The sequence below is a fragment of the Niastella yeongjuensis genome (genome assembly GCF_900110245.1).
In the GTDB taxonomy this organism is placed as follows: Bacteria; Bacteroidota; Bacteroidia; order Chitinophagales; family Chitinophagaceae; genus Niastella; species Niastella yeongjuensis.
Window position 1 is genome coordinate 866,879 of record NZ_FOCZ01000002.1, and the last position, 12,999, is coordinate 879,877.

Below are 12,999 nucleotides of genomic sequence, written 5' to 3' on the forward strand. Positions count from 1 at the left end.
TTGGAAAATCTACCTGAAATGTGCTACGTCTTAACTACGTCAGTTTAAAAGCCACATATAATTCTCTCATTTATACAAGCTTTATTTTTGTAACATAATCCGTTCGTATTTTTCCTAACTTGCTGTACTAACCAGCTCCCCAAAAAATAGTTTCATGAAAATGGAAAATGGTCAGGTAACTGAGCTTCCCGTTCCTTCCAAAGCCGCCCTGGAACAGGAAAGGAAGATTTTATTGGATCTTGGCAATGACATAGCCCGGGTGCGTGAAAAAAACGACCTGATCACACTTTTTTCCAAACGGATAAAAAGCTTTTTCTACTTTACCCATACTATAGTCACGCTTATTGAAAGCAAAGACGAAACCTATACCCCCTTTCTGCTCGATCATGAACATTCGCCCATCAGGGACCATAACAGGTATGGGGAAATGGTGGCGGCCCATTTTTCATTGAATGACCCATTTATTCAGGCGGTATTAGCGGCAGATGGACCTATTTCTTTTTTACTGGAAGATATTATGGACAAACCGCAAAGTCCTTCTTTTCTCAAGGTGAATTACGAACGCGGGGTTCGGGAAATACTGATGACCACGCTGCGGAATGAAGAAAAGCCGGTGGGGTTTATTCATATATATACCGATCGGACCGAAGGCTTTTCCCTGGAGTTCAGGGACACTATTAAAGGAATTACACCCCAGTTGGCCAGCGCTGTTGCCAACATCATCAAAAATGAAGAGATCCTTAACAAGGAAAGGGAAAAATCATTCCTGCTCGAATTCAGCAGTGAGATTGCCGCAGTTAGAACAAAGGAAGACCTGGCTCTGGCAGTTCATACGGGACTGAGCAAGCTGAACGCGTTACGTGGTTATGTTATTCGTAAAATAAACGAAGATGGGGAAACCCTGAGCACTTATATCTATGACCCCGGTATTGCCAATTTTGATGATCCGGAATGGGTGGCGGTTACCACGGCCCGCTTTCCGTTATACGACGGATTACAAAACCGGGTGCTGGAAAGTTATATTCCTTTGTTGTTCAGCGTAGAGCGGGAAGTACAACGGGGCATCACTTCTTCCTACCTGCATTACTGGAAAAAAGTGGGTTACAGAACAATGGTGGGCATTAGGCTGCATTATGGCATTACGAACCTGGGTATTTTGTGGCTGGGCATTGAAGAGATAAACATCCAGCTATTACAGGGCATTTGTTTCCAGATCTCGGTGGCCATGGCCAATATAGTTGCTAATGAGCAGGTAGAAAAAACACAGCAGGAGCAGGCCTTTCTGCTCGATTTCAGTAATGACATTGCGCAGGTGAAAACCAAGCCCGACCTGGAAGCTGCCATCTTCAAAGTGCTCGATAATGCCCTGCATTCCAAACTGTCTATGATCCGGCTCATTGCAGACGATGGGGTCAGCATGCCTGCCTATATGTTCGATAATACCCTGTTTGTAAACGCCGGGGTTACTCATGAACAAATGGCTGCCAGTGTAATTACTATCGAAGAGCCTTACACGGCGAAGGTGCTGGCCAGTAAAGACGGTGTGGTGTTCGATATAGCAGAAGAATTAAAAGGGGGCAGTGCTTACGCGAAATTGTGGGCGGCCACAGGATTGAAATATGTGTATGCGCTGCCTTTGCGGGCTGGTAATAAACTCCTGGGCACTATCTGGCTGCATTCCGACTGGTTAAGCCAGTTGGTGTTGCGGGGAATTTGTGCGCAGATCTCCGTGGCCATTGACAATATACAGGCCAATGAAAAATTGCTGGCCTATAAAAAGCAACTGGAGGTTGAGAACGATTATCTGAAAGAGCAGATAAAAACCATTTACAATTTTTCCGAGATCGTTGGTTCCGGCGAAGCCATGCAGGAGGTGTACCGGCTGATGTCGATCGTGGCCAGTACCAACACCACGGTACTGGTACTTGGGGAAACCGGCACCGGTAAAGAACTGATCGCACGCGCGTTGCACAACTCATCATCCCGCAAGGATAAACTGATGGTGAAAGTGAATTGTGCGGCCCTGCCCACGAACCTCATTGAAAGTGAATTGTTTGGTCATGAACGCGGCGCTTTTACCGGTGCGCTCGACCGGCGCATTGGCAAGTTTGAACTGGCCAACCACAGTACCCTGTTCCTGGATGAAATTGGTGAACTGCCGCTGGAAGCCCAATCGAAATTATTGCGCGTGATACAGGAACGTGAGGTGGAGCGATTGGGTGGCAAACAAACCATCAAGGTAGATGTAAGGTTGATAGCAGCTACCAATCGCAACCTGGAAGAAGAAGTAAAGGCAGGCCGTTTTCGCGCCGACCTGTATTTCCGGTTGAATGTATTTCCCATTAACCTGCCGCCTTTGCGTGACCGTGCCGAAGATATTGAGCCATTGATCCATTTCTTTGTTGCCAAATTTGCCAAGAACACCGGCCGTAAGATCAGGAAGGTATCGCCCAAAGTAATACAACAATTACGCAGCTATACCTGGCCGGGTAATGTGCGCGAACTGGAGCACCTTATTGAACGCAGCGTGCTGTTGGCCACCGATGAGGTGTTGCAGGATGTATATATTCCGAAACAGTCAACTTCAGATAAACAGGACCTTTCCTTTATTTTAAACCGTACGCTGGAAGAAGTAGAGCGAGGTTATATCGTTGAAGTGTTGAAACGATGCGCCGGAAAGATCTCCGGCCCGGGAGGCGCGGCAGAAATTCTGGACGTTCCCGGCAACACCTTACACTCAAAGATGAAAAAACTGGGCATTACCAAGGCTGATTATTTTTCCTGACAAAGTCTTAAATCTCCCCCTCTGAAAATTCACTACATATAGTGTAAAGACTCGTGTTTTCACTAAATACAGTGAAAAATTAAAGTGCGACTACTGTTTACAATGTTGATATTCATTCGATTAATTGATTGGCATGTTGTTGGAATCTATATAGGCATCCAAAACAATTAAAAAATCGAATTATGAAAATCGTAGTAATCGGGGGCACTGGTCTTATAGGAACCAAAGTAGTAGCAAATCTTCGTCAATGGGGACACCAGGCAATTGCCGCCTCTCCCATCACCGGTGTGAACACTATTACCGGCGAGGGATTGGCAGAAGCGATGAAGGATACCGATGTAGTGGTAGACCTGGCCAATGCACCTTCCTGGGAAGATAAGGCTGTGTTGGATTTCTTTACAACAGCCGGTCATAATTTGCTGGCAGCAGAAGTAAATGCCGGCGTAAAACATCATCTTTGTCTTTCTATTGTGGGCGTTGACCTAATGAAGAATGTTGGTTATATGCGGGGTAAAATGGCACAGGAAGGAGAGATCAAAAAATCTACAGTGCCCTATACTATTATCAGAAGCACTCAGTTCCTCGAGTTCCTGCCCGGTATTGCTAACCAGGCTACAAAAGATAACGAAGTACACCTGAGTTCTTTACAATTCCAACCTATTGCAGCAGATGATGTAGCCTTATTGGTAGCCAAAGCTGCTGTGGCTGAACCGCTTAATGGCACTATGGAAATTGCCGGACCCGAACGTATGCATATGTACGAAATAGTTGAACGCTACCTGAAAGCAACAAATGATCCACGCAAAGTAGTTCCCAATAACGATAACCACTACTATGGCGGCGAAATTGGTGAAAGTGACCTGGTACCCGCTGGAAAAGCATCACTGGGAGAAACTTCTTTTGAAAAATGGATGGCATCACAAGCGGCCAATGCCTAAAAGGTATTTGTCTGCCAACCGTTGAAACATCATTATTCATTGTTAAATCCAACGCCATGCTTTTTGATTATTTACATCCGTTTAAACTGAATTTACGGTCCAAAAACCAGGAGCCTACTCTTGTTAGACTACACGCGCCTGCACATGATACCATGGAAGGTGCCGAGTTTATGGACGACGCCTTGCGTTTTGAAGACGAATTGCCGCTGATGCAAACCGAAGTAAGCATTGCGACTGGAAGCCCTGAACAATTGTTGTAAGGTTTAGAAAAGCAGATCCAATAATCAATCGTAGATCAATTGTTACATATGAACGTATTAAACCATACGCCGGATACCGCTTTGTTATTAGCGAAACTGGCTGATATCATTGGGCAAAACCACGAACCGGTTGACCGGTACCTGCAACAGCATGGGGAGCATGAGATTTTCAACCCCCTGCGGGAAACCGGTGAAACGGTGGCGCAGCCTATGGTAAGTTATTTCCCATCCACTTTCTGGGAAATGCTTGGAATACGACATATTATCTCAAATATTCACCGCAGTAAAACGGCGTCCCAGGGTCAATGGACTATAACCACGGACGCGGATCCCTACAAATGGGGTCACATGAGAAAAGATACCAGTATAGAGGAGCTTACAAAGTACCTCGGCGACTGTTGCGTAATTCAGTTTGCTGATTATGTGAGCGTGAAGGATGCAGCTGGCTTTTGGGATGGCCTTTTTGCTGATGTGATAAAAAAAGGAGTTGATAAACGGACCATTGAATATGTGTTTCAGTTAGGCGATGTTACCGGGCACACGGTATTTGAAGTTGATGAGGTGCTTGATATCATTGGTCAGTATAATAAGCATGGCAGAGTTAGCCTGGTGCAGGATGAACAGGAATCCGATAAACTATGGGATTTGTTGTGTGGCATCAACTACGAGCCTTCAGCAAAAGAAAAATACATGCTTCAGTTCAGTACCATGCGTATTGACAGCCTGTTAATACTTTACAACAACGGCGTTATGCTGTTTTCAAAAGAAGGACATTCCGACTTTCCCGGCGGCCCAGTGAATAATAATCAGACGTCCCCGCATAACCGGGAATTTTTCCTGGCAGGATATCGGTTGGGATTGTTGCTTCATCTTACCATTCCGCACGCAATTGTGCTGGGCCTGGCCGTTTCAGGTGCCTGCCGCGCAAATGCATCCATACCCACCTCCCGTTCCCTGTTAACCTATATAAACGATTGGGCGTCGACCATTTCAAACATCTAAAAAACACTATTTATGTTCACTTTTAATCGAATCATGCCTGCCATGATGCTGGCAGCAGTTATCTTTTTGTTTTCACTTCCTGTACAATCACAAACGGCTACTAAAGCCGGCGTAAAAAACATAGTGCTGGTGCATGGTGCATTTGCCGATGGGTCAAGCTGGGCAAAGGTTATTCCGCTGTTGAAGGCTAAGGGATATAATGTTATTTCTGTACAAAACCCGCTCACGTCATTGGCAGATGATGTGGCTGCTACCAAACGGGTACTTGCCTCCATGGATGGGCCGGTGCTGCTGGCTGCACATTCTTATGGCGGCATGGTGATCACCGAGGCAGGCAATGACCCCAAGGTGGCCGGGTTACTTTATATCTGTGCGCTGGTACCCGATGATGGCCAATCGGTAGTGGATGTTACCAAACCGGTTCCACCGGCACCCGCCAGTGCTGAGTTTCAACTGGATTCTTTTGGCTTTTTAACCTTATCGAATAAAGGTATTCACAATTATTTTGCGCAGGACCTGCCAGTAGGGGAAAGAGATATTATTTATGCCACACAGGTACCCTGGGCAGCAAAAGGTACTACCGATAAAATATCAACGGCAGCCTGGAAAAACAAACCCTCCTGGGTTATTGTAGGCGCCAACGATCAAACAGTGCCACCGGCACTGGAACGGGCTGAAGCAAAAATGATCAAGGCAACAACCATTGAACTGCAATCAAGTCATGTTCCTATGTTGTCGCAGCCAGATAAAGTATCTGCATTCATTATAAAAGCTGCCGGTTCCCTATAAACGAGTGCAACAAAATCAAAATCAAAAATAACATGCAGGAATTTTTAATCGTGATCCATAGGGATCTTACCAGCAAAAAGCCTGTGCCAACACCCGAGCAAATGAAAGAAGCGTTTAAACCGTACCAGGATTGGATTGCCGGCATAGCATCCAGCAACCGGCTGGTGGTGGCGCCCAAAAGATGGGACCTGCGCGGCAAAGTGATCACCGCTACCAATATCGAGGAAGGGCCATATGCTGAAAAGAAAAGCTCTGTTGGCGGTTTGTTCCTGATAAAAGCAAAGGATTATGAGGAGGCAGTGGCCATTGCCAAAGAATGCCCCATCATTAAATATGGTGCTGTTGTAGAAGTTCGCCAGGCTATTGTAGCCTAGCATTGGTTTGATAGATAGACATGGCCCCCGACGGTAACGGGGGCTTTTTTGGTTACATTACGGGCACGATTTTTTCCGCTCAAACACCATGAGAACAGAAAAAGATAAAATGATTGCCGGCGAGCTATATGATCCGCTGGACTCACAGCTTTCTGCGGAAAGACTGAAAACCAGATTGCTTATTAAAGAGTTGAACGACTCCAGAGAAGACCAGACAGATGAACGCAGCCGGATATTAAAACAGCTTATTCCAAATGCTGGTGAGGGGCTTTGGTTGCAGCCGCCATTTTATTGCGATTATGGTTACAATATCAAAATGGGAGAAAGAGTTTTCTTTAACTTTAATTGCGTGGTGTTAGATGTAACACTCGTTACCATTGGAAGCCGTACTTTGTTTGGACCTAATGTGCAGATATATACCGCCACGCACCCCATGGACCATAAAGAAAGAGCTGCCGGACTGGAATATGCCAAACCCATTACCATTGGTGAAGATGTATGGATAGGCGGAAGCGTGGTGATTTGTCCCGGGGTAACAATCGGGGATCGTAGTGTTATCGGGGCGGGCAGTGTGGTAACAAAGAACATTCCCGCAGATGTGTTTGCCGCAGGAAATCCATGCCGGGTGTTGCGAGCCCTGGCACAGTAATAAAGCACGTTTTTACACCCTGAACTTTTTCTTGTAGTCTACAGGAGAGAGATCGGTATGTTTTTTAAAAACTTTTCTAAATGCATCCACATCATTATAACCCACTTCGTATATTATTTCGTTGATATGTTTGTCGCTTGATTCCAGTTGTTTTTTGGCATACTCAACTTTAACCCGTTGAATATATTCAGCGATAGAGTTGCCCGTACATTTCTTAAATTTCCTTTCGAATGTTCTTTTACCTACAGCCAGTTTTGTACAGAGTTCGTCAATAGTATATAATGCTGCCGGATTCCTTTCAATATATTCCTGTGCCTGCAATACATACTGATCGCCATGTTTCTTTTGGCCAACGAAGATGATGAAGGGGTGCTGGTTTTTTCTTTCAATATCAATTTCAAACATCTTGGAGGCCAGGACAGACATTTCCCTGCCCAGGTGTTTTTCTATTACATACAGGAGCAAATTAAGGTAGGAATATCCGCCCCCACATGTATATATTCTGTTTTCGTCGGTAATAATGCTGTCATCTATGACCTGAATATCCGGGAACATCGTCATGAATTCATTTTTAGCAGCCCAGTGAATGGCACATTTTTTACCGGCCAGTAAACCAGTTGATGCCAGAAAGAATGAACCTACACAGAGGCTTACTATCTCTGCACCGTTTTGATATTGGGATATAAGCCAGTTACAGTACGGTTTGTTTTTTAATAATGTTTTGGAGAAATCGCCACATAGTAAAGGTATAACAACGACGTCTGTATGGCTTATATCGGCAATGGTTTTGTTTGTGTGAATACTGTATAGGCCGTTGTTTAAAACAGAATCTGTTTTCAGGCCTGCCATTTCAACTGTATAAAATGGTTCTTTCCCCTGGTATTTCAGGAAATCGTTTATGCGGGTTAGAATCTGGTAACTGCTGTCGATGCACGACATGGTAGCATCCTCCAATACCAAAATTGAAATGTGTTTCATTGTACAAATGTAAGCAGTAACGTTGTCGCGATCAACAGGGTAGATTGTCGCATTTGCCCTGCCTGGGTCTGTTGCATAACGGGTAGTTTTACAATCAAATAACACAAATATGAAAGCAATTGAGATCATTATTATTCCGGTATCGGATCAGCAAAAAGCAAAAGAATTTTATATGAAACTGGGTTTTAAGGTGATAGTGGAAGCCCCGGCCGACCATGGACATAGCTGGTTACAAATGAGCCTGCCTGATGATGGTGCTACTATAGCGCTGATGCATTTTCATGGCATTATTGTGGAAACACCGGATATTGAAAAAGATGTGCAGGAGTATAAGGCCAAAGGCATTGAGTTTGGAAAAATCGATGACCAGCCTTACGGCAGGTTTGCCTGGGTAAAGGACCAGGATGGGAACGGCTTATGTCTTCATCAAAAATGATGGCAGACTGTACAGGAAAGCTGTTTGTGGTAAAGTAATTACTTTAGAAGGATCTATAAACATTGCTGACGCCATGGCTATAAAATCCTTCCTGCTCCCGTTGTTGTTATTGCCAATCGAATTGTTTTCCCAGGCGAACCCTAAAACAGTGGTATTGACCTTTGACGATGCGCCGCAAAGCCATTATAGTTTTGTAGCGCCGATCCTGAAACAGTACGGTTTCAGCGCGACATTTTATGTGTGCGAGTTCCCAGGCGTTTATCCCGACAGTACCATCAGTCTTAACTGGCGGCAAGTAGGCGTGCTAAATAAAATGGGTTTTGAAATTGGTAACCATACCTGGCACCATAAGCATGTGCCTAAACTGAAGGAACAGGAATTGGTAAAAGAACTGGCTTATATTGAACAGAAAGGTGATTCATTAAAGATCCCTAAAATGACGAGTTTTTGTTATCCAGCCTATGTAACGGATACACTGGCCGTACGTGTACTGAAACAAAGAGGATATACAAATGCCCGCACCGGGAACGACCGGCCATATGATCCTAAAAAGGACGATCCCTTTTATATACCCAGCTATACCATCAGCAAAGCCAACAAAGATCTTTTTTATAAAGCATTACAGGATGCAAAGGAAGGTCAGGTAGTAGTGTTCTGTTTTCATGGTGTGCCCGATACCCCGCATCCCTGGGTAAGTACCGACCCCGATACATTTAAAGAATACATGAAATATTTGCACGATCATCATTACCGGGTAATCGCCATGCGGGATTTACTCACTCCTTAGTGCCTTCACCGGACTGGCCAGGGCCGCTTTAATGGTTTGAGACGCGATGGTCAATGCAGCGATCACTATCGAGGCAAAGATGGCTATTACAAAAATGCCGGCGCTGATCTGAATATGATAGGCAAAATTCTGCAGCCAGTTGTTCATGGCATACCAGGCCAGGGGAGCAGCTATTAAAAAAGCAATGCCGATCAGTGCGATAAACTCTTTTGAGAACAAGTACACAATGTTGGGTAGCGAGGCTCCCAATACTTTTCGGATACCCACTTCCCTGGTGCGCTGAATAGCCGCAAACGTGATCAGTCCGTACAAACCCAGGCAACCGATCAGAATGGCAATGCCTACAAAAAAGCGAAAGGCCGTATATAACTTCTGTTCCTGTTTATAAAAGCTGGCGACCCGGTCGTCCAGAAATTCGTAGGAGTACATGTTATCGGGAAAAAGCGCGTTCCAGGTTTTTTCAATGCCACTCATGGTTTGTACAATGCTGCCTGCTTTCAACGCCACACTTACCCTGAAGAAACGCTTTATGTTATAATTGATGATAACCGGTCTTCTGGCCTTGTGTTTTGATTCGCTTTGAAAGTCTTTCACCACGCCAGAAATGGTGAGTATACCACCGTTGCCTCTGAATCGAACGCCTAATGCGTCATTGGGCTGTTGTATGCCAAGTTTGTGGATCAACGTTTCATTTACTACTACATGGTTCAGGGTATCGGTAGCATCTTTTCGCCAGGCTTTTGGTAAGTACTACTGAATTGGGTGCTGACAAAGCGGTAGTCCGGCTGCCCTGTAACCACTGATTGTCGAATACCTTCGTATAGTATTCGTCTGCATAACAATATTGCTTTTCATTGTATCGCTGTTCGCCCACTTTCACCAGCCCGTCTGTTTGAAACCATACCTGGGTAACCGCTTCCAGCTCCGGAAAATCATTACGAAGATGAGGGGCGACCCCCATCGATACCGTTGGGTTATAATCAAGACCATTCAGCGTAACCCGGTACGTGCGGCTGGCCTTATGGTGATACTGATCATAACTCAGCTCATTACGTACTACCAGGAAAATAATAATGCAGGCGCCAATTCCCAGGGTCAACCCCAGTACATTTAATAACGTATAACTCAGGTTTCGGCGAATGTTCCTGGCGGCTGTAAGAATGAAATTGCTGATCATGCAAATTTGGCTTTCATGGTGAATGTAGGTGCTGTATTAGGAATAAATAATATGCCATTCCTAAACCTGTTGAAAGTCAAAATAGTAAACATATCATTCCTTTTTGGTTGTTCGGTTATGATACAGTCACTGTACGGCGGCCATGGATGGCCCTTAGTTCCAGGCGCATACTTTGGCCTGTTGTTTCGCACCATTGGGCATATTCGGCGGCCGCCTGTGCGCGTTGCGCTTCCGATACATACCCATCTGTTACCATTTGTTTGCCGCGGGTTTCTGCCACTACCGTCCAGATGCTAACATGTTGTAAAAAGCCTGGTTCGGTGTGCTGGTGAAATTCGGAATGATCGGCATTATAACAGATCTCCAGACCGCATGCCTGCATCAGGTCGGGGGTATGGATAGCAATCTGGTTGTCCATACCGGCATCGCTGCGCCATTTCAGGAATTGTTCATAAAATAATTGCATGCTGGCCGGTAGCTGTGGGTCCCAGGTAATGGCTGTGTGGTCATAATCCAGCACACACACTAAACCATTGCGCTTTACAAGTGTTTTCATTTTCTGGATAAGGTCCTGCGGGTTGGCCACCCATTGTAAGGTGCGGGCGGTGGTGACTACATCATACCACATGGGCGGGCTATAATCCAGGATATCGCCGGTAATGAAGTGCAGATTTTCTCCGGTGGCATACGTGTTTTTTGCCTGCTGAATAAGGTCCCAACTACGGTCGACGCCGACCACAAATCCATCAGGGCCAGCAAGGTCAGCAATGCCATGTGTAATGGCACCGGACCCACAACCTACGTCCAGAACAGATTGTCCGGGGGCTAATACCGTCAGCAGGTTGGCATTTGAATTGGCCAGCGATCGTTTGTCAAGTACAGCATTGGTACCCGTGGGCATGGCTGCGCGATCTTTTGAAACAGAATGGTTCATGGTTTGTTGTATTAGAGATAAAGTTATAGTGTCGTATTTTGCATCTAAATATAAATGATTTTGGAAAGAAAGGGAACAGTAATAGAGGAAGTAACGTTGAAGGACCGATTCAATGCATTAAATAACCTGCCCCAGTTTTTTAAACTGGTGTGGCAAACAAGCCCTGCGTTAACAGTTGCCACGGCGCTTATTCGCATTGTTCGTTCGGCCATTCCTGTTGCTATCTTATATGTTGGAAAACTGATCATTGACCAGGTAGCGCACCCAACACAGGGGCCTGCCGATTCCCATGCTTATTTGTGGGAGCTGGTAGTTATTGAATTGATACTGGCGGTAGGGTCTGATGTATTAGGGCGCGCCACTGCTTTAATTGATAGTTTGCTGGGTGACCGGTTCGCCAATTACACCTCTATCAAAATTATGCAGCATGCGGCCACGTTAGACCTGGAGCAGTTTGAAGATTCTACTTTTTACGATAAACTCGAAAGGGCACGGCAGCAAACAGTGGGCAGAACGGTATTGCTTTCCCAGGTATTAAGCCAGGTGCAGGACCTTATTACGGTAACATTCCTGGCGGCGGGGCTGGTGGTGTTTAATCCCTGGCTCATCCTGATCCTTATTATTGCCGTATTGCCCGCCTTCCTGGGGGAGGCGCACTTTAATGATAAAACGTATTCCCTCAGCCGAAGACAAACACCCGAACGCAGGGAGCTGGATTATATGCGCTACATTGGCGCCAGTGATGAAACGGCCAAGGAAGTAAAACTATTTGATCTGTCGGGGTTTTTGGTTGACCGGTTCAAACAATTATCAGATAAGTTTTACAAGGATAACAAACAACTGGCCATCAAACGGTCGGTATGGGGCGCTGCTTTTTCACTTTTTGGTACCGTCGGTTATTATGGCGCGTATGTTTTTATTGTTTACAAAGCCGTGCAGGGAAGCATCTCCATTGGCGATCTTACTTTCCTGGCTGGTTCTTTCAGACAGTTAAGAAGTTTGCTGGAGGGTATTTTAACCCGCTTTACTGCTGTGTCGCAAGGCGCCATTTACTTAAAAGACTTTTTTGAATTCTTTCATATCCAGCCGAAGATCATTCCTATTGGCAAATCACTGTCTTTTCCCAATCCAATAAAACAAGGTTTTGTTTTTGAGAACGTTGGGTTTAAATATGCGAACTCGGAAAACTGGGCCAACAGGCACCTGAACTTTTCTTTGGCGGCCGGTGAAAAACTGGCCCTGGTAGGGGAGAACGGCGCCGGAAAAACAACGCTGGTGAAATTGCTGGCCCGGCTGTATGATCCTACTGAAGGCCGGATCTTATTGGATGGACATGACCTGCGGGAATACGATTTAACGGATCTGCGCTATAACGTAGGCGTTATCTTCCAGGATTATATCCGGTATCAGATGACGGTTTCGCAAAACATTGCCGTCGGTAATATTGAAGAAAAAGGGAATACGGGGTTGATTGTACAATCGGCCAAAAAAAGCCTGGCCGATCTGTTGGTGCAAAAACTCCCGGGCGGGTATGAACAACCGTTGGGCAAACGTTTTAACCAGGGCGTGGAATTGTCAGGCGGCGAATGGCAAAAGATCGCACTGGCAAGAGCATATATGAAGGATGCGCAATTATTGATACTGGATGAACCAACTGCAGCATTGGATGCCCGGGCTGAATATGAAGTGTTTCAGCGTTTCTCTGAATTGACCAAGGGCAAAACGGCTGTGCTGATCTCGCATAAATTCTCCACGGTGCGCATGGCCGATAGAATACTGGTGCTGGATAAAGGAGAGCTCCTGGAAATAGGAACGCACCAGGAGCTGTTACAAAAAAATGGCCGCTATGCGGAATTATTTTACCTGCAGGCGAAGGGCTATCAATAGTTT

General features: G+C 45.5%; 14 protein-coding genes. 10 read left to right on the top strand and 4 right to left on the bottom strand.

Translation table 11 applies throughout. From position 1 onward, the window contains the following. Positions 1 to 154: 154 nt before the first annotated feature. From BMX95_RS08195 to BMX95_RS35655, 7 genes are all read left to right on the top strand, one after another. On the top strand, positions 155 to 2,785 hold the full coding sequence (locus BMX95_RS08195; protein ID WP_081201704.1) for a sigma-54-dependent Fis family transcriptional regulator: 2,631 nt from the start codon (positions 155 to 157) through the stop codon (positions 2,783 to 2,785). 182 nt (positions 2,786 to 2,967) lie between these two features. After that, positions 2,968 to 3,723, top strand: a complete 756-nt coding sequence (locus tag BMX95_RS08200; protein WP_081201706.1) for an SDR family oxidoreductase — start codon at positions 2,968 to 2,970, stop codon at positions 3,721 to 3,723. A gap of 56 nt (positions 3,724 to 3,779) precedes the next feature. Next, on the top strand, positions 3,780 to 3,983 hold the full coding sequence (locus BMX95_RS08205; RefSeq protein WP_133053963.1) for a hypothetical protein: 204 nt from the start codon (positions 3,780 to 3,782) through the stop codon (positions 3,981 to 3,983). Positions 3,984 to 4,031: 48 nt separating this feature from the next. Next, positions 4,032 to 4,985 (top strand): hypothetical protein, encoded by a 954-nt coding sequence (locus tag BMX95_RS08210; protein WP_081201710.1) that lies wholly within the window; start codon positions 4,032 to 4,034, stop codon positions 4,983 to 4,985. A 12-nt stretch (positions 4,986 to 4,997) separates the two neighbouring features. Further along, positions 4,998 to 5,774, top strand: a complete 777-nt coding sequence (locus tag BMX95_RS08215; RefSeq protein ID WP_081201712.1) for an alpha/beta fold hydrolase — start codon at positions 4,998 to 5,000, stop codon at positions 5,772 to 5,774. Positions 5,775 to 5,806: 32 nt separating this feature from the next. Further along, positions 5,807 to 6,148, top strand: a complete 342-nt coding sequence (locus BMX95_RS08220; protein ID WP_081201714.1) for a YciI family protein — start codon at positions 5,807 to 5,809, stop codon at positions 6,146 to 6,148. Positions 6,149 to 6,236: 88 nt separating this feature from the next. Continuing rightward, complete coding sequence (locus BMX95_RS35655) at positions 6,237 to 6,797, top strand: sugar O-acetyltransferase (protein WP_081201716.1); 561 nt, start codon at positions 6,237 to 6,239, stop codon at positions 6,795 to 6,797. A 12-nt stretch (positions 6,798 to 6,809) separates the two neighbouring features. Here the strand turns inward: BMX95_RS35655 and BMX95_RS08230 are convergent, their stop codons facing one another. Next, positions 6,810 to 7,775 carry a GlxA family transcriptional regulator gene (locus tag BMX95_RS08230; RefSeq protein WP_081201718.1) on the bottom strand — a complete coding sequence of 322 codons (966 nt, stop codon included), beginning with the start codon at positions 7,773 to 7,775 and terminating at the stop codon, positions 6,810 to 6,812. A gap of 109 nt (positions 7,776 to 7,884) precedes the next feature. On the opposite strand from BMX95_RS08230, the gene BMX95_RS08235 reads away from it, so the two are divergent. Both BMX95_RS08235 and BMX95_RS08240 read left to right on the top strand, forming a co-directional pair. Next, on the top strand, positions 7,885 to 8,211 hold the full coding sequence (locus BMX95_RS08235; protein WP_081201720.1) for a VOC family protein: 327 nt from the start codon (positions 7,885 to 7,887) through the stop codon (positions 8,209 to 8,211). Positions 8,212 to 8,284: 73 nt separating this feature from the next. Further along, complete coding sequence (locus BMX95_RS08240) at positions 8,285 to 8,998, top strand: polysaccharide deacetylase family protein (RefSeq protein WP_165758980.1); 714 nt, start codon at positions 8,285 to 8,287, stop codon at positions 8,996 to 8,998. Here BMX95_RS08240 and BMX95_RS35450 read toward each other — a convergent pair. The 3 genes from BMX95_RS35450 to BMX95_RS08250 all read right to left on the bottom strand — a co-directional run bounded on the left by BMX95_RS35450 (position 8,984) and on the right by BMX95_RS08250 (position 11,109). Then, complete coding sequence (locus BMX95_RS35450; RefSeq protein WP_242673162.1) at positions 8,984 to 9,682, bottom strand: ABC transporter permease; 699 nt, start codon at positions 9,680 to 9,682, stop codon at positions 8,984 to 8,986. The two genes, BMX95_RS08240 and BMX95_RS35450, sit on opposite strands and share 15 nt — an antisense overlap. Before the next feature lie 4 nt (positions 9,683 to 9,686). Then, positions 9,687 to 10,175, bottom strand: a complete 489-nt coding sequence (locus BMX95_RS35455; protein WP_242673163.1) for an ABC transporter permease — start codon at positions 10,173 to 10,175, stop codon at positions 9,687 to 9,689. Positions 10,176 to 10,290: 115 nt separating this feature from the next. Further along, on the bottom strand, positions 10,291 to 11,109 hold the full coding sequence (locus tag BMX95_RS08250; RefSeq protein ID WP_081201724.1) for a class I SAM-dependent methyltransferase: 819 nt from the start codon (positions 11,107 to 11,109) through the stop codon (positions 10,291 to 10,293). A gap of 54 nt (positions 11,110 to 11,163) precedes the next feature. Here BMX95_RS08250 and BMX95_RS08255 point away from each other — a divergent pair, with 54 nt between their 5' ends. Then, positions 11,164 to 12,996, top strand: coding sequence for an ABC transporter ATP-binding protein (locus tag BMX95_RS08255; protein WP_081201725.1), 1,833 nt, complete (start codon positions 11,164 to 11,166; stop codon positions 12,994 to 12,996). The last annotated feature ends 3 nt before the right edge of the window (positions 12,997 to 12,999 follow it).